Genomic DNA, 25,483 nt, shown 5'->3' with positions numbered 1-25,483 from the left:
GGGTCAATGACCGACAGGGGTTTTTTACTTTCCTGCTTAGAACTTGTAGTTCACGCCAAACAGATAGCTCCTGCCATAAACAATCTTATCAGTGATCACACTAGGATCAGTGTTGTATTGCTGGAACGGTGCATTATTCCAGTTGTTCGCCTGCGCCAGTACAGACAGACCTTTCAGATACCCCGTCTGGAACTCATACGACAATTGCAGATCAACGATGGTTTCACCCTTGATGAAAGTCAGTTGTTGATTATCCTGGAAGTCGCTGATCTGGCCCAGGAAGTCCGAACGCTTGCGTCCGGCAATTGCCACCTGGAAGCCATTTTTCTCATAGTACAAACGCAGGTTACTGACACGCTTGGACAAGCCTGGCAAAGGTATGGTTTCCGCACTGACATTGGATGTACCGAAGCCAAATGCGGGCAAGCTAATCTGGCTCGATGTATCAGAGTGATTCACCATTACACCAAAACCATCCAGCACAGGCGTGATCAGTGAGAAAGGAATATTCAGGGCAACTTCAAAGCCGTGGATATTGCCACCATTACCGTTTTGTGGCGTGGTCAGCAAACCTATTGTAGAACCCTTGTACGGACCACTCGTTGGCAAAGGTGTCGTCGCACTGACGAAAGGTTTAAAGTCAAAAGTACGCGGCGCACGGTAGATATAGGTATCAAGTTGCTTATAGAAACCGGCAACACTGAAATAGCCTTTCTTGCCGAAATATTTCTCGTATGACAGATCGAAAGCCTTGGCACTGAAAGGTTTCAGTTCTGGATTGCCGCCACTACCACCAAGAATAGGGAAAGGACCGCTGGTTTTTACGCCGAATTCCTGGCTGGCGCGCAAATCATCCATGTTTGCACGCGACAAGACTTTTGCCATGCCAACCCGCAAGAACTGCTCTTTACCCAGGCTAAAAGAAACATTCAGGCTAGGCAAAAAATCAGAATAAGTCTTGCCACCAGAGACTGTGGTAAATGGACAGCTTTCTACAGTAATGCCTGTGCACTTGGCCAGGTCAACCTGATTACCAGTAGAGCGCTGATTAGTATGAATGAATTGACCGCCAAAATTACCGCGATAATTCAGCCCCAGCAATTGTCCATCCAGATCACCCATGGCATAAGCTGTTGTGACTTTTTCATTCACAGCCCAGTCCTTGGCCAGCACAGACGCATCTACCCAGCGTGCCAGTTCATAAATCGGCCCCAAAGAACCATCGGGATCAAATGAGGCGACTGGCAAACCAACAGTGCCCGCTATCGAGGTAGCACTACCAGGCATGGTTGCTGCAGCATAACCACCGCCACCCTTGACTACCAGGCGACCTTCCTGACCAGTACGAGACTTTTCACGGTCTGTGTAATTAAAGCCGAATTGCGCTGCCACGACAGGACCAAAATTCACATCACGCTTGGCAATCAAGCGTATGCTACTGACCTTGTCATTGATATCAGGAAGCGCAACATAACCCGCCTGAGGAGAGTTAGGACCACCGCCCCAGCCATCAACGTCAGTCAGTTTGGCAACTGCACGATCAGCATAATTCAGGCTGGTCGTATATTTGACATCAGAGAAATTGCCGCCGTTAAACCCAGTGTATGAGATAGAACCCAATGAAGCTGCATCACCAGGCTGACCCGCCGTGGTTTCATAGCGCTTGCTATGTTTGATGGCTTTCGAATAAGACAGATCAGCTATCGCAGTCCACTCATCGAGCTTCAATTCATTATTCCAGCCCAGGGATGTCAGCTTGTCATCGGCGCTTTCCTTGTGATTGCGCACGACACCCTTGTAGTTGCTGAAGGTGCCCGAAGTAGCGACGCCATTGACGATGGTTGCGTTAGTCAACACGCCATTGGGGTCGTAACCACCGGCGGAACCGGCAACAGCACCTTCCAGGCCCGTTTTCTTGAGACTGTTGGTACCAGCGGAATAGAAGACATCGACTGCTGACTTGAAGTTTTTATTTGGTTTGTATTGCAAAGTCAGCGATGCACCATCGCGATTGCTTTTACTGGTTTCAGTATCTGCCTTGAAGCCACCCGGCGCCTTGACCAGGGTACCGTTGTAATCTACATCTGGTGTCCAGCCACCCCAGGAATCAAATTTTTGCTGGCCGCCACCATCTTCCTTGAACTTGGTCAAACCCAGGGAAATACCGATAGTGCGGTTGGCAAACTGGTCTACATAAGAGAAAGATGCGCGGTCGCCTGAGCCCTCTTCGGAGCCTGATTGTACGCCCGTGCGTTGTTTGCGATAGCTGGCTGCCAGCACGCGTTTGCCAAAATCCAGCGGCTTGAGTGTATTCAGATCGATAGTTGCTGCCAGGCCCTGACCAACCAGTGCTGCGTCTGGTGTTTTATAGATCAACACAGAACCCATGAGTTCAGCCGGGAACAAATCAAACTCAGGGCTGCGGGCATTACCCGTGGAAGCCTGTTCACGACCATTCAGCAAGGAGCCATTGAAACTGGGAGACAAGCCACGCACACTGACATCTGCAGCCTTGCCGGATGAACGACTACGTTGTGCAGTAACACCAGGCAAACGGGCGATCGATTCTGCCACACTGGCATCGGGCAATTTGCCGATATCTTCAGCAGAGATTGCCTCGACGATGGAATTGGAATTTTTCTTGATCGAGATGGCTTCTTCTATACCCTTGCGTATGCCTGTCACGACCACGGTATTCTCTGCCGCCTGTTGTGCCATGGCGATGTCAGTCATACCAAATATCAACACCGCACATCCAGCCGCAACCGGGCTTAACTTAAAAGAAAAACGGTGCAGAGCGTCGCCCTGCCGACGCTTTTGCGTAGCTTGTTTCATGTAATGTCCCCTCACACTATTATTTGACCTGCACTCTTCGAGCTGCCAGACCGCACACTCCAACACTAGCCTGACAATCAGAACCCAACGTTCCGAAATGAATTTTGTACTAAAACTAGATTCCATGTCAAACGAAGACTACAAAAAACTACAAAGAAAATGCACGCACCATATAAGACCACTATAGCGGACCGCCTGGAACGCACCAGAATGTGTTGCGAACGCCCCACAAGAGAACAAAAAATTAATGTAGTTAGACTACTTAATGTAATTGAACTACTTACAAAACAATAAGAGATTGAGACGAAAAAAATGCTCGCAAGAGCGAGCATGTGGGTATTGCAGCAGGGACAGGGCTGAAGCAGTCCGTCAAGTGCAGGGGCTGTCAGCAGAGTAATGGCTTAAAGAATCGCTTTCAAAAAATCCAATAAAGTATCGAACATGCAAATTGCATCCGGGTTTTCCCCTCATCCTGCCTTACCGTCTGCCCTGGCCCGCAGATAGGCCGGTAACATTTGCGCAGTCCAGATAAGCAACAATGCCAGCCAGATACTGGAAGACAGCTGGAGTATCTGTGGAATGACAAACAGGCTGGCCATCACCCTGAGCAAAGCGGCAATATGCAAACCCAGGTAGAGCCCCCACAACAGATTATTCGCCTGTAAAGCGCGGCCACTATGGCCAAAGGTGACGCGACTGACAAAGCCCACCAGCATGGTGCCCATAAACCCCAGGCCCAAAGCATGAACCGCCGCCGAACCTATGGGCGCGCCCAGTGCCGTCGCTGCCTGCAAGGCAAACACCACCATCAACCAGGCGAAAGACAAGTGCAGCATGGCCAGCAAGCGATTTTGCAAACTGCGCAACAAGCCCCAACGCCAGGATGTATAGGCAAAACTCAGGCTCATCAGACCAGCCACGACGGCTTGTACGAGTAACAGATTCAGGCATGCGGTCAGGGCCAGCAAAGCTGAACCACCCAACCACACGTACAGCAGCCGATATGGGCGCCAGACCACATAGTCTTGCAAGACATTGCTGGTAAAGAAAGGCAGCATGCGATGGCATACCGTTAAAAATACTGGCAATAAAAATCCAAAAAATGCCAGTTCACGCCCGACCTGCCAGGTCTCTTGCATACCCAGGCTCCACAGCAAACTGGCAACCAGGGCCAGCGCGCCACCCGTCATGGCAAATAGCAAGGCGATGGGATGTATCTTGTCATCCACCTTGCTCATGCGCACCAGTGCAGCCCAGCGCCAGGTGACCGCCAGCCAGGCACTCAACATGAAAGCAAAGCCGGATGAACGCAAGGGGTGCCAACCCAGAGCCGAGGCCAGCAGCACCAGTGCCACGCCCATGAAGTAAGTCACACCATGCAAAAGGAAATAGTGGTCTGGCACATCCAGCCCCAGCCAGCGTGGCCCGGCAGTAAATGTAAAACCCAGTATGAATAAGGGGAATACACCCAGGGGCATCACCAGTGCGTGCAAAGCGATGGTTTGCATTTGCTGTGCCTGCACTTGCCACCACCACCAAGAAAATAGCAAAGCCACGGCAAGCGCGCCAAGAAAAAAATACAATCGGTGGGGCGCGAGGGCAAGACGTTTCATACTCAACTCCTGTTTTTTTAGAACGTGTTGCAATCCATCTGTTGCCAGATGCATCAGACCACATTAATCAGCCTGTATTGATGTGTCGTGCAAATCCCGCCAGCCAGGCTGGTTTTTCGCTGGCGTCTATCCAGTATTTGACGGCGATACCAAGTTCAGTGTCGCCTTCCATTTTCAGGCGGCGGCGAAAAAACAGAGTGTCCGCATCTTCCATGCCAGAGGCCAGTTGAATAAAGTCCAGTGCGGATGCTGATAGCGTCACATCACTGACACTGCCATTGCTGGCAGCCCTGAACCTGCCTTGCTGGCAGCTAAAGCATAGTTTCAAGCCCAGGTCTTCTATCAACATGGTGAAAGATTTTCCATACAGGGATTCTGGCGCGACCAGGTACTCGCGCCTGCGCGCAAATTCCAGCATCAGCATTAAAGGGGCGCTGGCTAGCGGCCCAGGTAACAGGCCGCCAATTTTTGCGCATGTTGATGGGAAGCGGAAATTAGTTATTTGCATGTGGAATTCCATTCATTTCAAGCTTCTTGCCATTGCATGCCAGGCCTGGCCAGCCAGTAACCGTTGCTGCGTTGCGCATGTGCAGGCAAACAGGCAGCATCGACTTTGGCTATACCCCTGACCTGTCGTGCCAGGTAAAAAGCCTGCACTACCGCTTCCATACCCTGCGATTGCGGCTGCAGACGCAGTACATCCACCTGCATGGCCGCCAGTTCAGGCAATTGCGCGCCCAGATCCAGGCAAGTGGCACTTTGTGTCTGTATGCCATTAATGATCAAGAATTCCTGGTCTTCCCGGGTGGACAATGCCAGTCCATCTGGGTACATTTCACAACGGAATTCGCAGGTATCCTTGCGTAGATGGTGATGACGCGCGGTAAAACAGCGCGCCGAATATGCCAGCGCCAGCCTACCCCAGACTTGTACTTCGGTTGCTACATGTGCAGGCCTTTGCTGCTGCAAGGCAGCCAGATCAGTACCAGACATTTCTATCGGCGGCACAAAGCGGCGCGCACCCAGCGTTGCCAGCCAGGCCAGAGTGCCTTCATGATAGATATTCAAATGTGGTCCGGCGACAAAACCATAATCCTGCCCGGCCGCCGCCATCTGCACGGCACGTACAGCACTAAAGTCATTGGCTTCGATCATGAAACCTGCGGCCATAGCGCGCTCGACCAGTTTATGCAAATTGCGCCTGTCTGCATCATTGTCGATCAAAGTCAGGCTGGACAAGACCACCTCCTTGCCTGCCGCGCGCAATTCGGCTGCCAGTGCCAGCCAGTCTTCCAGCTTCATTTGATGACGGCGTGAACAAATGACTTCTCCCAGATAGACAATATCGACCGGCCACTGCATGGCATCGGCATAGAAACGCAAAGTCGCTTCTTTAGACCAGTAATAGGCCAGCGGTGCCAAAGAAATTTGTAATGTCTGCATGATTACTTCCAAGGCCTTTCAAAGGCCCCTTGTGTCACCTGGGCGCCTTCAGCATGTTTGGCCAGCGTAGTTTGCCAGTCTGGCCTTGGCGAATACCGTTCGGGATTGATGCTGGCAGCATCGAGTGCAGCTCTCAAGGTCGCCACCACTTGCGACACATAACTGGGGCTACGCTGGCGCCCTTCTATCTTGATTGCCGCTACCCCCATCTTCAAGAGTTTGGGTAATAAAGCCAGCGCATTCAGGCTGGTTGGTTCTTCCAGCGCATAGTCGGTTTTTCCCTCCACCTGGAAACGTCCCTTGCACAAGGTAGGATAAGCTGCGGCTTCGTCTGCTGCGTAACGGTCTATCAGGCTACCATTCAATCTGGCATACAAGACCTGATCACGCTCTTCCCATTTGACTGCATGGGCAGGTGAACAGACGCCCTTGTTATTCGGCGAATCTGCAGTGACATAACTCGACAGCAAACAACGCCCTTCTGCCATCACACACAGACTGCCAAAACCAAACACTTCGATCTCCACCGAGGTTTGCTGAATGATCTTTTCTATCTCCAGCAAGGTCAGCACGCGTGGCAAGACTGCACGTTTGATGTTGAATTGCTCGCGCATCAGTTCTATTGCATCCACGGTGGTGGCCGAGCCCTGTACCGACAAATGCAGGCGCAAATCTGGGTGCCTGTCCCGTGCATACGCCATCAGGCCAGGGTCAGCCAGGATCACGGCATCTGCCTGCATTTGTACTGCGGTATCGATGGCTGCCCGCCACTCAGCCGCAACCCTGGCTTGTGGAAAGGTATTAATGGCAAACAAGACTTGTCTGCCACGCGCATGGGCGTAGGCGACACCCTGGCGTATATCATAGTCAGAAAAATTCAGACCACCAAAATTGCGTGCATTGGTGGCATTGCGCAAGCCCAGATAGATGGCATTGGCTCCTTTGTCCACGGCTGCCTTCAAGGCAAGCAGACTACCGGCAGGAGCGACCAGTTCACAAGTTTTCATAAGGCCAGGGCCAATTACTTCGTATGCAGAAAAACCGATGCTAGCGAGATTCATCACCAGCGTCTTTGTCCTGCGTCAATTATTCAGGAAAGCGCTGCATTACCCTGATAAGATTTAAGGGTATCTGTCGGGGCGATAATATGTATGGTAGAGCCGCATACCCTGATCATTTTCTCATCCATCAATTGATGCAAGACCCGCGATAAAGTTTCGGGGGTCAGATTCAAAAGCGAGGCAACCAGATTCTTTTTCAACTCCAGCCTGACATCATTCGTGCTTTGCATTGCCGAAGTCTGCAACAAATAATCAATCACGCGTTGCGTGGCGTTCTGCAGGGAATAACGTTCTACATTGCGAATGAAACCCAGCAAGCGGTAAGACAGGCCTGCCATCATTTGCCGGGCAATCACGGGTGAACTATCCAGCAGGCGTAACAGTGCCATCTTGGGTATTTTCAGCAAGAGACTGTTTTCCAGTGCTTCGGCATAGAAGGGATATGGCTCATCCAGAAACAGCATGGCTTCGCCCAGGCTTTGTCCGGGACGTATCAGTTCCAGCACCTTGTCGCTACCGTGTGAGGAGGGTATGCCCAGCTTGACCAGGCCATATACCAGGATAAAACTGGCATCAGCATGATCACCTTTGCGAAACAGGCTGAGGCCCTTGCCAAGCTCCAGTTTGCAAACTTCTCTTTGCAGTGATTCCAGTTCGAATGTTGAAATATGGCGAAACAAGCTTTGATTCGCCAGTAAACTGCCCAAATTGATCTTGCTCATCTTAGTTCTCCGCCAGACTGACAGAGATCAAGTGTAGAAGCAGAAGTCCGCCTCAGCCATACGTCAACAGGACTAATTCAAGCAGGCAAACGGAGAAGGGATTTATTTATCCAGACCATGCTCAACTGCATACACGGCGATTTGCACACGGCTGCTCAGGTTCAATTTCTTCAAGATATTCTGCACATGAATTTTTACTGTGCTTTCAGCCACGTCGAGATTGCGGGCGATCTCCTTATTGCTTTCACCGCGTGCCAGGCAGACCATGGTTTCCCTTTCACGAGGCGTGAGCTTTTCTTTTTCCGGGGTACTTACAGCATGATTCCCAGCTCGAAACTGCATGACCAGCTTGGCTGTCATGGCTTCGGCAATCACTGGCTCTCCTGCTGCGGCACGTTTGATGGCCTGGGTCAGATAGTCTGCTTCTATGTTTTTCAACAAATAGCCACGTGCACCACTCTTCAGTGCCGTACTCAGGTCTTCAGCTTCTTCAGAAACAGTCAGCATGAGGACGGCTATTTGCGGCAGGTCTTCGACGATCAATTGCATGGCTTCGAGGCCAGACAAGCCTGGCATATTCAAATCCATCAAGACCACATCCGGCAGCAGTTGCTTGGCGCGTTTAATGCCTTCCAGCCCATCGGCAGCTTCGCCGACGATTTCAAATTCGGGATTACGCTGCAGCAGTAACTTAATACCACTGCGGAACAAGGTGTGGTCATCAACCAGTAATATTTTTATAGTCATCTATTCGTCTCTGTAATTCATGCTACCAGTCTTTCCTGATGGTGCAAACTCAGGGATAATGTGGTGCCCTTTCCGGGCGTGCTTTGTATGGAAAATTGGGCGGACAGGCGTTGGGCTCTTTCCTGCATGATGCGCAAGCCTATATGATCTTCCGATCTCTGACTGGCATCGGCTACGGAAAAGCCTCTGCCATTATCCGCCACGACCAGTTCAAAGTCGCGTTGATTATCTATCTTTACATGCACCGCGCTGGCATGGGCATGCTTGCGTATATTGGACAAGGCCTCCTGCAGGATGAACAAGACCTGCAGTTGCTGTTCAGGTGCCAGTGGTGCTCCGCTACCCAAGACCTCTACCGTACCAGAGACGCCACTCTGGCGCTCAAATTTTGCCAGGACATTGCGGACTTCTGATTCAAGATTATTAACCTGCATGCGACTACGAAAATTCAGCAAAAGCTCGCGCACGTCTTCATAACTTTCTTCTATGCCAGCACGAAGCAAGGGAACGATGTCGGCAATTTCCTGGCTATCATTGCGCCGAATGGAATCCTCCAGCATCTGCACTTGCAAATTAAGAAAATTCAAACCCTGGGCGATACTGTCATGCAAACCTTGCGCAAGTAAATTTCTCTCCTGCGAAACGGCAAACTCTTTTTCATGGGCGATCAATCTCTGGTTTTCAATGGCGACACCCAGGTTTTGCCCAAGTGTTTCCAGCAAACGTCTTTCTTCACCAGTGATACAACGCTCTTTATCAAAATGCAGTGAAAAACTGCCTATGACTTGCTGAAGTGCGACGATCTGGAACACTGCAATGGAAAAGAATCCTTCATCCTGGCAACGATAATGTTTGAATTGATTCAATTGACGGAAATCCCTGACCAGGACTACCCCCTGCGTAATGGCAGCACCGCACAGGCAATCATCTTTTTTGATGCAATGCTCTTCTTCAATCATCTTTTCTGAGATGCCTTCATGCACAGTAATATGCACATTGCCATTACTCTTGTCGAGTATCCTGACTGTGCCACCTTCAGCTCGTATGCGCTGCATGATCCTGTGTAAAAACCCCCGACACAATTCTTCTATTGCATGCGGCCCGGCCAAAAAGGCAGCAACTTCATACAAGGTACTGACCTCGTGATTTTGTGCCTGCAATTTATGGGTTTTATCCTGCACGCGCTGCTCCAGCATTTTGTGGGCGCTTTGCACATGATCTGCCATGGTGTTAAAAGCTGCTGCCAGCGCACCAAATTCATCTGCGTTTTCTATCGGCAGCCGCACACCGAGATCGTCTTCACTCATCCTGGCAATGCCTGCCTGCATGCGGGTCACCGGACCAATGATCCAGAGGTACAAAAGATAGAGCATGGCAACGCTGGCTGCCAGCGACATGAAGATCAGCACGGTTTGGCACAGACGTAACCAGGTAGTCTTGCCCGCCAACTCCACTTCCACCATGGATACAAGGAGATTGATATCATTCACAAAAGGGGGCAAGTCAAGTCGATATTGCGTGACTGCAGCCTGGCGCATGGCAGGGTCACTGGTCAGCAAGGCAGCCTTTGCATCCTGCTGTATCAGTGTCAGCCAGCTACGCTGGACCTTTGCCATCTGCGTTGCAATTTCCGGTGTTGCAGGCAAGAACAGGGGGCGTTTCGCATCACCGTTCTGCAGGTCCGATAAAGTTGCGTCAAACTGCTTCAATTCATTTTGTATTTCACTATTTTGTGTCGCATGCTCCAGCACCAGCGCCAGGCGGTAAGAACGCATGCGCAAGCTGCCAGCCTCATTGATGGCAGCCGCCCCGCCTTCCAGTTGCCAGGATAGCAACAAGGTATAGGCAATTGCCATCAGAGTCAGACTCAGGCCTATGATGGTGGTCAGCAGGATGCGAAAAGTCATCCGTTTTCTGAGTGGCAAGGGAAATGAGGTGTTCATGGATGCCTGAACAGTGAAGCGAAAACCATAGTGTAAGCCTTATTTGTCTGTATGCGTCATCTCAGCATGCGCAATACCCAGGGGACATACCATGGGAAGAAAGCCATCCGAGCGTTCAGAATAAGCCAGCAAGGCGCCCTGACTCATATCAAAATACCAGCCATGCAAGGCTATCTCCCCCCTTGCCTCCCGTTCTGAAATCCAGGGAAAACTGCGCAGATTATTGAGTGACATCAGTATCGCTCCCATTTCACAGGCACGATTTTGCTCGGCAGCACTGCAATGGGCAAGTTGACTGAGCACCTGTTGCTTGACCGGTTCTACTATTTTCATCCAGCGGCCTATGAAATCAATTTTGCGACTGGGTGTATACCCCTGCATCAGGGCGCGTATGCCACCACATTTTTCATGGCCCATGACAATGATGCGCTTGATATTCAAGGCTTCCACGGCAAATTGTATGGCCGCGCTGACGCCTTGCTGGTGCCCCAGTTCATTGCAGGGTGGCACCAGGTTGGCGACATTTCTGATCACGAAAATGTCACCAGGGTCGCAGTCAAGCAGCAAGGCTGGATCTACCCGGGAATCACAACAGCCTATCAACAAGGTGCTGGGGTCTTGCCCGTGGTTCAGTCTTTCATACAAGGGTTCAGTACCAGCAAAATACTTGCTCTGAAAACGCTGAAAACCTTCTATGAATTGGTGGATGTTTCTAACTTCCATATGACTAGCCCATTCCTGTTATTACCACCACTCTCAGCCCCCCGTTTGCGACATGAAACGGATTATCTTATGTGGCTGGGTTGCAAACTCATGGCGTTCAGGCTTGAGTTCTATTGCCTGACGTATCAAGGCATCCAGCCCGGCGTCATCGATACCGGCACGCAAATGCGGCCGCAATGCCAGTTTTTCATCTTGTCCCAGGCACATATACAGAGTGCCATCGACTGACAGGCGCACACGATTACAGCTTGCGCAAAAATGCTGGCTGATCGGCGAAATAAAACCTATGCTGCCGCTGCCATCTGGCAAGCCCCAGTAACGTGCCGGGCCGCCCCCCAGTTCTTCAGCCAGCGGCACCAGGCCAAACTTGTCCACCAATTGTTCACGCAGTGCCTGTACTTCCATATATTGGGAATTGCGCCCGGTTTCCCCCATGGGCATGGCTTCGATTAAACGCAGGATGAAGCCTTCTTTAAAGCAAAACTCGGCCATGCGCATGACTTCATGGTCATTCACGCCACGCATGAGTACCATGTTCAATTTGATGGGATGAAAACCTGCCTGCTTACCAGCCTGCAGTCCTGCTATGATATGGGCCAGACTATCACGTCCGGTTATTTTTTCCATACAGGCTTTGTCCAGGCTGTCCAGGCTGACATTGATACGCCGGACACCCGCTGCATACAATTGCCTGGCATGTTTATGCAATTGTGTCGCATTGGTGGAAAGGGAAATATCCTGCAAGCCAGGCAGCGGTGCCAGTTGCCGCACCAGCTCAGGCAAATTCTTGCGCAACAAGGGTTCACCGCCAGTCAGGCGCAAGCGCGCCGTGCCCATGCGGGCAAAAGCTGCCACCACCCTTTGTATTTCATCGAAGCGCAACCAGCTTTCTGGTTCTGCAAAACCTGAAAAACCTTTGGGCATGCAATAAGTGCAACGCAAGTCGCATTTATCTGTTACTGACAGGCGCAAATAGCTCACGCGCCGACCAAAACGATCCACCAGTGGCGGTACCGCCGAGCTGCTTGCGCTTGCCAGAGCACCGGGATGGCTGAGGTAGACAGGATTTTCCATATCTGCATTGTGGTGGCAGACAGGGCACAACACAATTCGCCGCAAAGCCATGAACGACTAGTTCTTTTGGGGGATATGCCTGCACTGGCAAAAAGACAACTTCCATGGCGGACGAAAAATCAGACCTGCAGTCAAACGTAAAGCTCGCCCTTGGCCACCATGCAGACCTGCCCATGCACTAAAATAGTTTCATCATCTGCATTCACGCGCACATGCAATTCGCTGGGACGGTGTACATATGCTCCCTGGGCAAAAATCTGTGCATCACCAGCCTGCGCGCGCTGGTGCCTGACCAGATAGGCCGCAGCCGCGCCGACGGCACTACCGGTGGCGATGTCCTCAACCCTGCCGTCATTGTCCCAGGTGCGCCCTTCGCGGCGGTTAACATCAAGAACGTAGACAAATTTTGCCCCCACGCCTGCCAGCAAGGCTTCAAATTTTTCATGGCAGATACGTGCCTTGTCCAGGTGTTGCTGTATCGGCACGATCAAATAAGGCAGGCCCGTCGACACCACTTGCAAAGGCAATTCCGCTACCTGATCATGCGCATGCAGGTTGAGTGCCTTCAAAAATGTTTCTGTACTGGTACTCGACAAGGGTTGATTGAAATTGGCTTTGCCCTGATTCATCTCGGCAAAAAAATTGCCATTTTCTTGCCTGCTGCGCGCAAAAACACTACGTTCATTCAAGACAAACTCGAACTCTGCAGTTTCAGCTTCAGGATGAAAACCTTGATGCAAACTAGCGGCAGCACCAATAATGGGATGACCGGCAAAACCCAATTCTTCTTCCATCGTAAAGATATGGGCACGCCACTTAGCCTGAGTTTCCAGTTTTTGTAAAAAGATGCTCTCAAACTGGCGCATTTCTCGGGTCATCGCCTGCATCATATAGGTGGACAGTGTTTGCTCCAGTACAAAAATACTCAGGCCGTTGCCGGCCAGCGTTTGTCTGGCAAAAACATCCACCATGGAAAACGGGAAAATTTGTTTTTTCACTTGTGACTCCCTGTTTGGCTGGTGTCATCAGTATAGGCAAGAACCATCCAAGATAAAGTGAAATCTCAACCAGCCTTTTGCTGTTGACGACGCCAGTGCCGGCCATAAACATGCAGGCCTGCCATGGGCAACAAAAACCAGAACACGGCATTGGCGATCACACTGATTCGTGTAAAACTGAATTGATAGCGATAGCCAGTGCCATCGATATACACTGCCATATAGGGAAACCCGGCGAACCAACCCTCACCAGCGATATTAGGAAATGGTAAGAGCATCCAGAATGTGCCCAGCCAGGAAGCCAGGCCCAGCACCAGTCCTGCCAACAAGCTACCCAAACAGAGTCTGTTCCAGTTTTTTGGACAATGGCCGGTTCGAGACAAAAACAAACTATTGAACAAACTGTAAACCCCCGCCAGCATCAACAAGCTAGCTGCGACAACGATGGTGATAAGCATCATTTCTTAAACCATGAAAAAAGGGCAAATATGGAAATATATGATAGCACTGGCTATTTGCTTTTCCGCTATATTTTACAGTCGTTGTAAATCAGTTTCATTTCCTCAAATCGGTAGCACTTACCTTGATAGTCTGCCACGACTGGATTAAGCTAACCTCAATCAGAATATATACACTCCTTTAGTTGGAGCCAAAAACACAAGAAACCATGCCATTCCCATCCCCATTCCGTCTCTTGCTGGCCATGAGTTCTGTACTAACTTTGCTAAGTAGCTCAGCCATTGCAGCAGATGTCAATGAAGAAGAAGACCTGGCGCTGGTATATGGCGATAAATCCATGATCAGTATTGCCACCGGCAAGGCACAAAGCCTGCGACGGGCTCCGGCGGTAGCATCTGTGATCACTGCTGAAGATATACGGGCCCAGGGTTTTACCGACATTGATCAGGTACTTGAAACCATCGCTGGCATGCATGTAAGCCGTGCCGCAATTGTCTATTTCCCTGCGTATATCATGCGCGGCATAGGCGGCGGCGGGGTGACCAATCCACATATGCTGGTATTGCAGAATGGCATCCCCATGACCACTTCATATACTGGCGACAAGGGCCAAATGCTGTGGCATGGTATTTCGGTAGAAAATATTTCTAGAATTGAAGTCATACGTGGCCCTGGCTCCGCATTGTATGGTGCAGATGCCTTTTCCGGTGTCATCAATATCATCACCAAAACGGCAGATGAAATTCCTGGCATTTTTTTGAGTGCAGGTGTGGGCTCTTTCCGCACCCGTGATGCCTGGGTATTGCATGGCGGGAAGTGGGGTCCCTTCAAGATTGCCGCTTATCTTCGTGCTGGTGCCACCGATGGTCAAAAAGAAGTGTTGACTGCTGATGCACAGTCCAGAAATGACAAGCTGTTTTCTACTAATGCCAGCCTGGCTCCTGGCAGTGTGCATACAGGCTTTAATCCAGTTGATGCCAATCTGGACCTCAGCACAGGCAACTGGCACTGGCGTTCCAGTCTGCTAAGCCGAACAGAATTGCAAACCGGGGCCGGAGTATCGTCGGCACTCGACTTTGGTGGTGGTGCCACGACAGAAAGATTGACCAGTGACCTGTCCTGGATAGATGCGGCTTTCGCAAAAGACTGGACACTTGGGAGTACTCTGAGCTTCTTATACTATACGGAAAAAAGCAGCCTGCAACTCTTGCCACCAGGGACAAGATTACCAACCGGGACTTTCCCCAACGGCATGATAGGCGGCCCTTCGCGCTGGGAAAGACAATTCCGCCTGTCGGCCTTTGCCAGCTACTCAGGATGGGCTGATCATCAGTGGCGTGTGGGACTTGGGCATGATGATGTCAATCTCTACCGCACCCAGACCATCAAGAATTTCTTGCTTAGCCCGGCTGGCATCCCGATCCCCAGCGGGCCTGTCATGGACTATAGCCAGATACAACCTCATATCCTGCCTACCCGCAGAAAGAATAATTACCTGTATCTGCAAGACGAGTGGAACCTGGCCAAGGACTGGACCATGACGGCAGGCCTGCGCCACGATCATTATTCGGACTTTGGTGGCACTACCAATCCGCGCCTGGCATTGGTGTGGGATGCTAGGTATGACCTGACAGCGAAATTTTTATATGGTCGCGCCTTCCGTGCACCAGCTTTCAATGAGTCTTACGGCCTCAACCCTGTTGCCAACGGCAATCCCAATCTGAAGCCTGAGCGCATTGCCACGACTGAGCTAGCCCTGTCCTGGCAAGCCAATAAGGATGTCTTGCTGAACCTGAATATCTTCCGCTATGACATGCAGGATATTATCCGGGCGGTCGCCAATCCCACGCCTGGCACAGGTTCCACTTACTTCAATACCGGCAATCAAAATGGTCGCGGGCTGGAAGCCGAATTACAATGGGATGTAAAAAAGGATTTGAAGATCCTGGCCAATTATTCTTATCAACACTCGGTCGATGAAAGTACACGCGCTGATGCAGGCTATGCACCACACCATCATTTGTATACCAGGGCAGACTGGCAAATCATTCCAGGCTGGTCCCTCAGCCCACAAGTGAACTGGGTGGCAGACCGTCGCCGCGCCGCTGGTGATTCCCGCCCGGCGATTGCAGATTACACCAGTGTTGATGTGAGCCTGCGCTCACAGCGTGAACGCGGCAAATGGGAATGGACAGCCACCGTCAGGAATCTATTGAACGCTGACATACGCGAACCGAGCATTGCACCTGGTTTGGCCATACCGAATGACTTGCCGATGGCTCCCAGGTCCATCTATGTGCAACTGATTTATAAAATGTAGTTGTGCCTGGCTTTAGCTTGTCTTGCGAAACAGCAGTTTCTGCAATTCTGACCGGTAACGCAGCAAGGCCAACATCAAGAAGCTGGCCAGCATACCCTGTGAAATGGCGAAAGCCAGGCCAGCTGCAACTGCAAGAAAATTGGGTGCCAGTGGCAGCAAAAATAAGAGTAGCAAAGCCAATAATAGCATGCGCGCCTGCAATTGCAGGCGTCTGGGCGGCAATATCTCTTGCATGGTCGGCACACGCTGTCCAGCAGGTGTTTGCTTGCGCAAATGCAGGAACACCAGAAAGGGGATGATTTTACCCAGCATGGCATTCACCGGCAGCACAGCACCACCTACCAGTGCCAGCACACCGGTGCACCATTGCAGCCCGGTTAGCCATGCTGGCTGGATATGGGCAGCGAACAAGATCAGTATGATGGTCATGCTGCACGCACCCACGCAGCTTAGTGCTGCCACCAGCCAGAGTATCCATGCCGGATCAAAGCGGCGACGTGCATACCAGATGGCATGCAGACCCAGGCTGGCAAACCCCAGCAGTAACAGGCATGCCAACAGGATAGCCATGGCCTGCAAAGATGGAATGATCATCAACAGCAAGAAAAGCCATAAACACCAGGGCAAGCTGCGTTGCCACCAGATACCAGGCCGCCGGCTTTGCCAAAACATGGGGACAACGGTGGATGCCACCGCCAGCAGCAGGCTAGCTATCCAGCCCACAAGGCCCCAGGCCACATGCAAATTCAGCCAGTGCAGCACATCCAGCTGCCACCAGCCTGCAAAACTGCCAGCCAGTGCCACACCACAAGCAATCACCATGCCAAGTGCCAGTGCAATATAGCGCAAGGTACGCGTGCTGGCATCTGTCACCATGATGCGCAAACCTGTGTGCAATAAGGCCAGCACTACGCTACCGTACAGCAAGCTCGCCAGGATGGCGGCAAGCATGAAACCTCTGCTCATGCCAAATAAAAATCCTGCACCCAGGCTGAGGGCAATCAGTAGCGATACCGGGGCAATAAATGCCGCCAGCCAGCGGGCCGCAGCCACGGTCTGGCCACCAACGACAGGCATCAACTGGAACAAGGCACCTATCATGACGGGTGCCAGCATGCCCAACACCAGTCCATGTGTGATAGCCAGTGTCAATGGCGCAAATCGTGATGGCAAGCCATCTGCCATGTTCCAGCCTGGCGCCAGTGCCAGCAGCAAACCGGCCAGCATGCCGAGCCAGGGGGCGGGTAACAGGCAACCGAAAATTGTCGCAGGTGATGGCGCGAGTTCGTAGTTAAGTAGGCGGATACTGCGCAAAGCCAGTGCTCAAGTCGCTGCGCAAGAACAAGTACCACCGCAGCCACCACCAAAACCCAGCGCCGTCATCAGATCCGGCACGCTGCCACCGCACATGGGGTAAAGAATGTTTTCTTCCTTGACGTTGTGCTGTTGTATCAGGACATTCAGGGTATCAATCACAGCCAGCGCTACTGTCACTTCGCCCGCTTGCAAAGCTGTCGCCAATTCATCGCGCAAGGCACGAATGTCGATATGTTCGGCACGCATGACTGTGGTGGGGCCGTCGCGCATGCCGGTCGCCTTTTCAAAAGCAGGGAAAAGGCGCTCCTCTTCCAACATGAAATGCTGATTCAACTGTTCGCTGAACAGGCAGAAATTTCTTTCGGCTGCAGCAAGTTCATTCCGCTGCAAGGCAGTTTCCACTTTATTCAATTGCTCATCACATTCCATGTGTTGAGCGACCATTTTCTTCATTGCCTGAGACATCATCTTTCCTTTTAATGCGATCTCATTGCAGCAGGGGACTATCTGCCCCCTGCAGTTCTATACCGGAAATACTGGCGCGTCCAACCAGCAATTGCAGATACTGGCGCAGTGCATGCTGATGGCTGGCAGCATGCATGGCAGTCGCAATGCGGGTTTGCACCTCATCAAATGCCAACAGTTTACCCTCAGCCTTGCGGCCCAATTGAATGATGTGCAAGCCAAAACGTGTTTCTATCAGACGAGGAATGATGCAGCCCGGGCTGGCAGCAAAGATGGCTTTCTCAAATTCGGCCACGGTCGTCCCGCGGCTCAGTTGCCCCAGATTGCCACCCACTTCTGCCGAAGGACAATTCGAATTGGCGCGGGCCAGCTCGGCAAAACGTTCTGGACGTTCCAGCAATTCATCCAGCACGCTTTGAGCATGCAAACGCAGAGCGTCCAGGTCGACGGCATTGGTGACTTGAAACAAGATATGACTGGCTTCCACCAGTTCACCAACAGTAAAACGTTCAGGATGAGCATGATACTGACGCAAACATTCTGCACGCTCGGGAAAAGGAACCAGTACTTCTTTTCCCAGCAAATGATCGATAATGATTTCATCATCTCCCTGCAAACCCTGGGCTTTGGCTTCATCCAGCAAAACACGGCGCAAGACCAATGCCGTCATGGCACTTTTTACAGGATCTGGCGCATCCTGGTGTCCAGGTAATTCGCTTTCCATCTCAGTATCATTTAATTCATAGCCATTGACGATGACAGGCATGATTTTCTCCCCACTCATTCTTCAAGATGTTGATATCCACTACGCGCTTAACGAGAGCGCACCAATTGCCAGGCCCTGCCCAGATATCCCACGGCAGCGAAGCCACTCCAGACATGTACCAAGCGGGTAAATGGAAACAGTACGAACAGACTCAAACCCATGAATAAATGAGCCTTGAACAACCAGGGTGCAGCCACGATAAATTCAGCAGCATCACCACGGAAAGTCACGATATGCTGTGCCCAGGTCATCAACAAGACCATCATGTGACCATCCCTGTGATTAGCAGACTCAACAATGGTAGACAAACCCAGGACCAGGGTAATGAAAATCCAGACCAGCAAAACCTTGTCACCAGTACGTGTCACCGCCGCAATGCGTGGATCACTCAGACGGCGGTGCATCAAAATCAGCAAACCGACCAGGCACAGACTACCAAACACGCCGCCAGCGACCATGGCGATCATTTGTTTGAAACCATGACTGATACCCAGGCTGTCCCAGACAAAAACCGGTGTCAGCAAACCGACCAGATGACCAAAGAACAAACCCAGTACACCGATATGGAACAGGATATTCCCCAGACGCAGATTGCCTGCATGCAGCATCTGTGAAGAATCGCTCTTCCAGGTATATTGCTCGCGTTCAAAACGCACCAGGCTGCCAAGCAGGAAAATGGCCAGCGCTATGTAGGGATAGATCCCATAAATAAATTGATGTAGATAAGTCATGATCAGCTCACTGATGATTGTCTGGGAGTGGCATTGGCTGCGCCGGAATTACCCTGGCGCGGATAAAAATTGACGACCTGGCTGCTACCCATCCGCGGTCGTAACAGGGGTTCCACGCCATCTGCACCTGGCCCAAAGGTTTCCATGGCATCGTCCATATCCCGTACCGGTGGTTCACCCTGCTCTTGCGGCACAACGTCGGTCAGCAACGTCAACAAGAGAAAGGCATTGGCATAAAGACTGTCATTGCGTTGCAAGCGCATGCCTATGGCGGCGATGACATGAATGGCATCACCCAATAATTTGCCAGCGGTTTCTTCATCGGTCAGACTCAGGAATTCCAGGAACAGCGGTACATAGTCTGGCAATTCACTGGCTTCTGGTTCAAAACCATAGCGGCGGTATTCTTCAATCAGATCGACCATGGCCTGACCACGGTCACGGCTTTCGCCGTGAATATGTTCAAACAGATGCAGGGCCTGGGAAGGCGTGCGGTCAAAGCTGGCGACATAATTTTCTTGCAGCCTGATGAGCGGCTTGCCTTGCAATTCATCCAGGAGTGCTTGCAGTGGCTCGTCAAACTCGGGCATGTCTGCCAGTATCAGTTTGATTTCGGGTATAGCAGCGATCAGTTCGGCTTGCGGATAACTGAGCAAGGCAGACAAGATGCGATAGATTTGCATACGATTTCCTTTCTGTGTCATCGGTCTGGCTTATTCTGTCGTCGACATTTTTTTGCGCGATTTTGGCATGTCGACAAAGATCACACTGCCTTGTGGCTTCTTGCCAAACAGGGAAGTATCCGATGTACCACCTGAGCAACCATTGCCGAAGGTGAAGCCGCAACTACCTTTTTCATTGAAACTGTCTTCCACCATTTCCTTGTGTGAAGAAGGAATCACGAAGCGATCTTCATAATTGGCAATCGCCATGGTTTGATACATGTCTTCCACCTGTTCTGCCGTCAAGCCAACTTGCTGCAAGACTGCATGATCGAGTTGTCCATGCACGACTTCAGAACGCTTGTAGGCACGCATGGCTAGCATTCGGTCGAGTGCCTTGAGCACCGGTTCTTCCTTGCCGGCAGTCAGTAAATTGGCCAGGTAACGGACAGGTATGCGCAGTGACTTCACATCAGGAATAATGCCGTTCATGCCCATGTGGCCAGCTTCTGCTGCTTTTTGTATAGGCGACAGTGGTGGTACATACCAGACCATGGGCAAAGTGCGGTATTCAGGATGCAGAGGGAATGCAATCTTCCACTCCATCGCCATTTTGTAGACTGGCGATTTTTGCGCAGCCGTGATCCAGCTTTCAGGTATGCCGTGCTTGCGCGCTTCAGCAATGATTGCAGGATCATGCGGGTCGAGGAAGCAACCCAGTTGGGCTTCGTATAAATCCTTTTCATCTGGCACGGATGCAGCCGCTTCTATCTTGTCTGCGTCATACAGCAAGACGCCGAGGTAACGGATACGGCCTACACAAGTTTCTGAACAAACCGTGGGTTGCCCGGCTTCTATGCGTGGGTAGCAGAAAGTGCATTTTTCAGCCTTGCCCGAACTCCAGTTATAGTAAATCTTTTTGTAAGGGCAACCAGAGATACACATGCGCCAGCCGCGGCATTTGTCCTGGTCAACCAGGACGATGCCATCATCTTCACGCTTGTAGATGGAACCGGATGGGCACGATGCAACACAGGCCGGGTTCAGGCAATGTTCGCACAAGCGTGGCAAATACATCATGAAGGTGCTTTCAAATGTGCTGTACATCTCCTTTTGCACACCTTCAAACAAGGCATCACGGCTACGCGAACTGAATTCGCCACCCAGATCATCTTCCCAATTCGGCCCCCAGACTATCTTCTCCATTTTCTTGCCAGTGATGACAGAAATTGGACGGGCAGTTGGTGGCGTCTCGGACAATGGCGCATTTTGCAGGCGCTCATAGTCAAAGGTGAAAGGCTCGTAATAATCATCGATGGATGGCAGATTGGGATTGGCGAAAATGTTCGCCAGAATGCGCAACTTGCCACCCTGTTTTGGCTCCAGCTTGCCAGCCTGCGTCCGGTTCCAGCCACCTTGCCATTTTTTCTGGTTTTCCCATTCCTTGGGATAACCTATGCCCGGCTTGGTTTCCACATTATTGAACCAGGCATATTCCACCCCGTCGCGACTGGTCCAGACGTTTTTGCAAGTCACTGAACAGGTATGGCAACCTATGCATTTATCAAGGTTGAGCACCATGCCTACTTGTGCGCGTATTCTCATGATGCGGCTCCTTCTTCCAGCTTGCCTTCCAGCCAATCGACTTTTTTCATTTTTCTGAGCACCACAAATTCATCCCGGTTACTACCTACCGTACCGTAATAATTAAAGCCATACGCCAGTTGTGCATAGCCACCTATCATGTGGGTAGGTTTCAATACCGCTCTCGTCACTGAGTTATGGATGCCACCGCGCTTGCCACTTAATTCTGCACCTGGGGTATTCACAATTTTTTCCTGTGCGTGATACATCAGGCACATGCCCTTGGGCACACGCTGGCTGACGACGACACGGGCAGTCAAAGTGCCATTGCTATTGAAAACTTCTACCCAGTCGTTATCGACCAGTCCAGCCTCTTTCGCTTCAATTTCCGATACCCAGACATGCGGGCCACCACGGCTCAAAGTCAGCATCCGCAGATTGTCTGAGTAAGTCGAATGTATGCCCCACTTCTGATGCGGTGTGATGAAATTGAGGACGATCTCTTTCTCACCATTGGGTGACTTGTTCAGCATCGGCGCTACCGTCTTGGTGTCGATTGCTGGCTTGTACACGCACATGCCTTCACCAAAATCCAGCATCCAGCGGTGGTCCTGATAAAACTGCTGGCGACCGGTCAGTGTGCGCCATGGGATCAGTTCATGCACATTGGTGTAACCGGCGTTGTAGCTGACTTCTTCCGATTCCAGGCCGGACCAGGTGGGCGCAGAAATAATCTTGCGTGGCTGTGCCTGTACATCGCGGAAACGTATCTTGTCATGTTCACGCCCGACTGCCAGGTGGGTATGATCACGGCCTGTGATCTTGCCCAGTGCTTCCCAGGCCTTGACCGAGACATGGCCATTGGTTTCCGGGGCAAAGGTCAGTATCATTTCGCAGGCATCAATGGCAGTTTCCAGACGTGGCCTGCCTTTGCTGACACCTTCTTCAGTCACCACTTTGGTTATACCGCCGATTTCATGCACTTCATGCTCGGTATTCCAGTTGATGCCCTTGCCGCCATTCCCCAGCTTGTCCAGCAAGGGGCCGATAGAAGTAAACTTTTTGTAGATGTCTTTGTAGTTGCGTTCAACCACGACGAAATTTGGCGCAGTCTTTCCCGGGATAAGATCGCACTCACCTTTTTTCCAGTCCTTGGGTTCAAAGGCCTGGCCCAGTTCTCCTGGCGTATCATGCATCAGCGGTTGCAATACAATGTCCTTGCGAGTACCCAGATAATCACCACCAATTTCGGTGAATTTCTTGGCGATACCTTTATAGATTTCCCAGTCGGTGCGGCTTTCCCACAAAGGTTGTACGGCTTCACTCAAGGGATGAATGAATGGATGCATGTCGGAAGTATTCAAGTCATCTTTTTCATACCAGGTTGCAGTTGGCAAGACGATGTCGCCATACAGGCAAGTCGTGCTCATGCGGAAGTCCAGCACGGTCAGTAAATCAAGCTTGCCTTCTGCCGCTTTTTCACGGAATTTGACTTCACTGGGTTTCACCGCTTCATCGGGATCATCGAATAAGGCGTTTTGCGTGCCCAGCAGATATTTGAGGAAGTATTCATGGCCCTTACCTGAACTACCCAGGATATTCGAGCGCCAGACAAACATATTGCGCGGGAAGTTCTTGGGATTGTCCGGATCATCACAACTCATATTGATGGCCCCTGACTTCAGGCTGTTCTTCAAATACTCTTGCGGTTCCAGTCCGGCGGCAGTTGCGGCATCACAGACATCCAGGGGATTGGTTTCCAATTGTGGTGCAGACGGCAACCAGCCCATGCGTTCAGACTTGGCATTCATGTCTATCATACTCATGTGGCTGACCTTGGACTTGTCGGCTGTCGGCGACAAGATTTCATCCACATGCAATTTTTCATGACGCCACTGGCTGGTGTGCGCATAGAAGAAACTGGTGCCATTCATTTGGCGTGGCGGACGGGTCCAGTCACTGGCAAAGGCCAGCGGTGCCCAGCCAAACTGCGGACGCAGTTTTTCCTGGCCGACGTAATGGGCCCAGCCACCGCCTGATTTGCCTACGCAACCGCACATCATGAGCATATTGATGATGCCGCGATAAATCATATCGTTGTGATACCAGTGGTTCAGCGCGGCGCCGACAATCACCATGCTCTTGCCTTCGGTATCGTGGGCATTCTGGGCGAATTCGCGGGCTACCTGTATCACCAGATCACGTTTGACGCTGGTATGTTTTTCCTGCCATGCCGGGGTATAGGGAATATCGTCGTCATAAGTATGAGCAACGGCACCACCCAGCCCCTGATCGACACCATAGTTGGCCATGGTCAGGTCATAGACGGTCGCCACCAGCACTGTGCTGCCATCGGCCAGTTGCACTCTTTTGGCAGGGACGTTGCGGGAAATCATGTCGTTGGCATCAACGCCACCGAAATAATTGAACGCGACACTGACCACTTCATCTTGCTGGCCTACCAGACTCAACAAAGGATCTATTGCGCGGCCCGTATTGCCATCCTTGGCTTCCAGATTCCAGCGGCCAACTTTGGCACCTTCATCAAACTTGCCTTCGCCCCAGCGATAACCAATGGAACCATTCGGAGCAACGATCTCGCCGGTACTTTCATCAATCGCCAGAGTCTTCCATTCTGGATTATTGGCTTCATGCAAATTGTCTGGCATTTCAGAAGCGCGCAGCATGTGATCAGGCACGATGCCGCCATTGCGTTCTACCAGGCGCACCAGCATGGGCAAATCGGTATATTGCTTGACGTAGTTGCGGAAGTAAGCAGACTTGTTACCAAGGTGAAATTCTTTCAGGATCACATGGCCCATGGCCATGGCAAGTGCGGCATCCGTGCCCTGCTTGGGTGCCATCCAGATATCGCCAAACTTGACCATCTCGCCAAAGTCACTGGAAACGGCAACGGTTTTTGTTCCCTTGTAACGCACCTCGGTATAAAAATGGGCATCCGGTGTGCGGGTTTGTGGCACGTTTGAACCCCATACCATCAGATACGTGGAGTTATACCAGTCAGCGGATTCAGGTACGTCAGTCTGCTCACCCCAGATTTGCGGACTGGCTGGAGGCAAATCACAATACCAGTCATAGAATGACAGGCAGACACCACCGATCAGGCTCAGGTAGCGCGAACCTGCCGCATACGACACCATGGACATGGCAGGGATAGGAGAAAATCCAACGACACGGTCAGGGCCAAATTTTTTGACAGTAAAGGCATTTGCTGCCGCAATGATTTCTTGTGCGGTATCCCAGTCAGCGCGGACAAAGCCACCAAGACCACGCACTGATTTATAGCGCCGGGCTTTTTCCGGATTCTGGCTGATGGATTCCCAGGCATCAATAGGCCCCATGGTCTTGCGCGCTTCCTGCCACATTTCCATCAGGCGGCCACGTATCATGGGATATTTGACACGCTGGGCAGAATACACATACCAGCTATACGATGCCCCGCGCGGACAGCCACGAGGTTCATGGTTAGGCAAATCAGGGCGGGTACGGGGATAATCAGTTTGCTGGGTTTCCCAGGTAATCAGGCCGTTCTTGACATACACCTTCCAGGAACACGAACCCGTGCAGTTCACGCCATGGGTAGAGCGCACGATCTTGTCATGTTGCCAGCGGCTGCGGTAGCCATCTTCCCATTTGCGGTCTTCATCAACAACCGCGCCATGCCCGTCGGAGTAGGTGGATTTCACCTTGGACATGAATTTCAATCTATCCAGAAAATGACTCATTGTGCTTCTCCATATCATGTGGGCAGAACATGCCCGGCAAACTCTTTTTGAATATGCTGTCAGCTTACGCACTGCCCCTCGTTCCGCCCATTCTTCGGTCCGATACAAAACAGCATGCATAGGCACTAGTGCAACTAGGTCGAAAGAACTAGAGCGGGCACGATCAGCAAAGCTCAATTGCAACACTCTCGCCACATTGCCTGTACCAGAACGTGGAAAGCTGGCAATATCCAATTGAGCGAGTTGACTTACTACCTGACAAGCAGATCGGCAA

General features: G+C 51.4%; 20 protein-coding genes. 1 reads left to right on the top strand and 19 read right to left on the bottom strand.

The window, feature by feature from the left end; all coding sequences use genetic code 11:
• Positions 1–36 precede the first annotated feature (36 nt).
• The 12 genes from Q8K39_RS07350 to Q8K39_RS07295 form a co-directional block, all read right to left on the bottom strand.
• Positions 37–2,835: a TonB-dependent receptor gene (locus Q8K39_RS07350; RefSeq protein ID WP_305259082.1), complete on the bottom strand. Its 2,799-nt coding sequence runs from the start codon at positions 2,833–2,835 to the stop codon at positions 37–39.
• A 467-nt stretch (positions 2,836–3,302) separates the two neighbouring features.
• A complete protein-coding gene (locus Q8K39_RS07345) occupies positions 3,303–4,448 on the bottom strand; it encodes an NnrS family protein (protein ID WP_305259080.1) in 1,146 nt (381 codons plus the stop codon).
• Between the two features lie 67 nt (positions 4,449–4,515).
• Positions 4,516–4,956: an SCP2 domain-containing protein gene (locus Q8K39_RS07340; protein WP_186952294.1), complete on the bottom strand. Its 441-nt coding sequence runs from the start codon at positions 4,954–4,956 to the stop codon at positions 4,516–4,518.
• 17 nt (positions 4,957–4,973) lie between these two features.
• A complete protein-coding gene (locus Q8K39_RS07335; RefSeq protein ID WP_305259077.1) occupies positions 4,974–5,891 on the bottom strand; it encodes a U32 family peptidase in 918 nt (305 codons plus the stop codon).
• Positions 5,892–5,893: 2 nt separating this feature from the next.
• Positions 5,894–6,898, bottom strand: a complete 1,005-nt coding sequence (locus Q8K39_RS07330; RefSeq protein ID WP_305259112.1) for a peptidase U32 family protein — start codon at positions 6,896–6,898, stop codon at positions 5,894–5,896.
• Between the two features lie 83 nt (positions 6,899–6,981).
• The gene (locus Q8K39_RS07325; protein ID WP_305259074.1) at positions 6,982–7,674 is read right to left on the bottom strand and encodes a Crp/Fnr family transcriptional regulator; all 693 of its coding nucleotides are present in this window, start codon (positions 7,672–7,674) and stop codon (positions 6,982–6,984) included.
• 102 nt (positions 7,675–7,776) lie between these two features.
• Entirely contained in the window at positions 7,777–8,421 is a 645-nt protein-coding gene (locus Q8K39_RS07320; protein ID WP_186952291.1) for a response regulator transcription factor, read from the bottom strand.
• A gap of 17 nt (positions 8,422–8,438) precedes the next feature.
• The gene (locus tag Q8K39_RS07315; protein ID WP_186952290.1) at positions 8,439–10,364 is read right to left on the bottom strand and encodes a type IV pili methyl-accepting chemotaxis transducer N-terminal domain-containing protein; all 1,926 of its coding nucleotides are present in this window, start codon (positions 10,362–10,364) and stop codon (positions 8,439–8,441) included.
• A 39-nt stretch (positions 10,365–10,403) separates the two neighbouring features.
• Positions 10,404–11,087, bottom strand: a complete 684-nt coding sequence (locus Q8K39_RS07310; RefSeq protein WP_186952289.1) for a carbonic anhydrase — start codon at positions 11,085–11,087, stop codon at positions 10,404–10,406.
• A 33-nt stretch (positions 11,088–11,120) separates the two neighbouring features.
• Positions 11,121–12,161 (bottom strand): GTP 3',8-cyclase MoaA, encoded by a 1,041-nt coding sequence (gene moaA, locus Q8K39_RS07305; protein ID WP_305259067.1) that lies wholly within the window; start codon positions 12,159–12,161, stop codon positions 11,121–11,123.
• Positions 12,162–12,292: 131 nt separating this feature from the next.
• Complete coding sequence (locus tag Q8K39_RS07300; protein ID WP_305259066.1) at positions 12,293–13,159, bottom strand: PhzF family phenazine biosynthesis protein; 867 nt, start codon at positions 13,157–13,159, stop codon at positions 12,293–12,295.
• A gap of 65 nt (positions 13,160–13,224) precedes the next feature.
• A complete protein-coding gene (locus Q8K39_RS07295) occupies positions 13,225–13,620 on the bottom strand; it encodes a hypothetical protein (RefSeq protein ID WP_305259064.1) in 396 nt (131 codons plus the stop codon).
• A 206-nt stretch (positions 13,621–13,826) separates the two neighbouring features.
• On the opposite strand from Q8K39_RS07295, the gene Q8K39_RS07290 reads away from it, so the two are divergent.
• Positions 13,827–15,938: a TonB-dependent siderophore receptor gene (locus Q8K39_RS07290; RefSeq protein WP_305259062.1), complete on the top strand. Its 2,112-nt coding sequence runs from the start codon at positions 13,827–13,829 to the stop codon at positions 15,936–15,938.
• A 12-nt stretch (positions 15,939–15,950) separates the two neighbouring features.
• On the opposite strand, the gene Q8K39_RS07285 is transcribed toward Q8K39_RS07290, so the two are convergent.
• From Q8K39_RS07285 to Q8K39_RS07255, 7 genes are read right to left on the bottom strand one after another with little or no spacing between them, the layout of a single operon-like run.
• Positions 15,951–17,252 carry a hypothetical protein gene (locus Q8K39_RS07285; protein WP_305259061.1) on the bottom strand — a complete coding sequence of 434 codons (1,302 nt, stop codon included), beginning with the start codon at positions 17,250–17,252 and terminating at the stop codon, positions 15,951–15,953.
• Between the two features lie 9 nt (positions 17,253–17,261).
• Entirely contained in the window at positions 17,262–17,720 is a 459-nt protein-coding gene (locus Q8K39_RS07280; RefSeq protein WP_305259060.1) for a hemerythrin domain-containing protein, read from the bottom strand.
• Positions 17,721–17,742: 22 nt separating this feature from the next.
• Positions 17,743–18,486, bottom strand: coding sequence for a peptidylprolyl isomerase (locus Q8K39_RS07275; protein WP_305259058.1), 744 nt, complete (start codon positions 18,484–18,486; stop codon positions 17,743–17,745).
• Between the two features lie 47 nt (positions 18,487–18,533).
• Positions 18,534–19,217, bottom strand: a complete 684-nt coding sequence (narI, locus tag Q8K39_RS07270; protein ID WP_305259056.1) for a respiratory nitrate reductase subunit gamma — start codon at positions 19,215–19,217, stop codon at positions 18,534–18,536.
• Between the two features lie 2 nt (positions 19,218–19,219).
• Positions 19,220–19,900, bottom strand: a complete 681-nt coding sequence (narJ, locus tag Q8K39_RS07265; protein ID WP_305259055.1) for a nitrate reductase molybdenum cofactor assembly chaperone — start codon at positions 19,898–19,900, stop codon at positions 19,220–19,222.
• A 30-nt stretch (positions 19,901–19,930) separates the two neighbouring features.
• Positions 19,931–21,484: a nitrate reductase subunit beta gene (gene narH, locus Q8K39_RS07260; RefSeq protein ID WP_305259053.1), complete on the bottom strand. Its 1,554-nt coding sequence runs from the start codon at positions 21,482–21,484 to the stop codon at positions 19,931–19,933.
• Positions 21,481–25,209 carry a nitrate reductase subunit alpha gene (locus tag Q8K39_RS07255; protein ID WP_305259051.1) on the bottom strand — a complete coding sequence of 1,243 codons (3,729 nt, stop codon included), beginning with the start codon at positions 25,207–25,209 and terminating at the stop codon, positions 21,481–21,483. Before Q8K39_RS07255 ends, narH begins: the two co-directional genes overlap by 4 nt.
• Positions 25,210–25,483 lie beyond the last annotated feature (274 nt).

The sequence above is a fragment of the Undibacterium sp. genome, from assembly GCF_030683615.1.
GTDB lineage: Bacteria > Pseudomonadota > Gammaproteobacteria > Burkholderiales > Burkholderiaceae_D > Undibacterium > Undibacterium umbellatum.
This window is presented reverse-complemented; position numbering and strand designations above follow the sequence as displayed.

What these genes read in the sequence shown, in the direction of transcription:
- narI (WP_305259056.1), bottom strand. Translation starts at nt 19,217, where the DNA reads ATGACTTATCTACATCAATTTATTTATGGGATCTATCCCTACATAGCG.
- Q8K39_RS07295 (WP_305259064.1), bottom strand. Translation starts at nt 13,620, where the DNA reads ATGATGCTTATCACCATCGTTGTCGCAGCTAGCTTGTTGATGCTGGCG.
- Q8K39_RS07350 (WP_305259082.1), bottom strand. Translation starts at nt 2,835, where the DNA reads ATGAAACAAGCTACGCAAAAGCGTCGGCAGGGCGACGCTCTGCACCGT.
- Q8K39_RS07345 (WP_305259080.1), bottom strand. Translation starts at nt 4,448, where the DNA reads ATGAAACGTCTTGCCCTCGCGCCCCACCGATTGTATTTTTTTCTTGGC.
- Q8K39_RS07325 (WP_305259074.1), bottom strand. Translation starts at nt 7,674, where the DNA reads ATGAGCAAGATCAATTTGGGCAGTTTACTGGCGAATCAAAGCTTGTTT.
- Q8K39_RS07315 (WP_186952290.1), bottom strand. Translation starts at nt 10,364, where the DNA reads ATGAACACCTCATTTCCCTTGCCACTCAGAAAACGGATGACTTTTCGC.
- Q8K39_RS07340 (WP_186952294.1), bottom strand. Translation starts at nt 4,956, where the DNA reads ATGCAAATAACTAATTTCCGCTTCCCATCAACATGCGCAAAAATTGGC.
- moaA (WP_305259067.1), bottom strand. Translation starts at nt 12,161, where the DNA reads ATGGAAAATCCTGTCTACCTCAGCCATCCCGGTGCTCTGGCAAGCGCA.
- Q8K39_RS07320 (WP_186952291.1), bottom strand. Translation starts at nt 8,421, where the DNA reads ATGACTATAAAAATATTACTGGTTGATGACCACACCTTGTTCCGCAGT.
- Q8K39_RS07280 (WP_305259060.1), bottom strand. Translation starts at nt 17,720, where the DNA reads ATGTCTCAGGCAATGAAGAAAATGGTCGCTCAACACATGGAATGTGAT.
- Q8K39_RS07330 (WP_305259112.1), bottom strand. Translation starts at nt 6,898, where the DNA reads ATGAAAACTTGTGAACTGGTCGCTCCTGCCGGTAGTCTGCTTGCCTTG.
- Q8K39_RS07335 (WP_305259077.1), bottom strand. Translation starts at nt 5,891, where the DNA reads ATGCAGACATTACAAATTTCTTTGGCACCGCTGGCCTATTACTGGTCT.
- Q8K39_RS07290 (WP_305259062.1), top strand. Translation starts at nt 13,827, where the DNA reads ATGCCATTCCCATCCCCATTCCGTCTCTTGCTGGCCATGAGTTCTGTA.
- Q8K39_RS07275 (WP_305259058.1), bottom strand. Translation starts at nt 18,486, where the DNA reads ATGCCTGTCATCGTCAATGGCTATGAATTAAATGATACTGAGATGGAA.
- narH (WP_305259053.1), bottom strand. Translation starts at nt 21,484, where the DNA reads ATGAGAATACGCGCACAAGTAGGCATGGTGCTCAACCTTGATAAATGC.
- narJ (WP_305259055.1), bottom strand. Translation starts at nt 19,900, where the DNA reads ATGCAAATCTATCGCATCTTGTCTGCCTTGCTCAGTTATCCGCAAGCC.
- Q8K39_RS07255 (WP_305259051.1), bottom strand. Translation starts at nt 25,209, where the DNA reads ATGAGTCATTTTCTGGATAGATTGAAATTCATGTCCAAGGTGAAATCC.
- Q8K39_RS07310 (WP_186952289.1), bottom strand. Translation starts at nt 11,087, where the DNA reads ATGGAAGTTAGAAACATCCACCAATTCATAGAAGGTTTTCAGCGTTTT.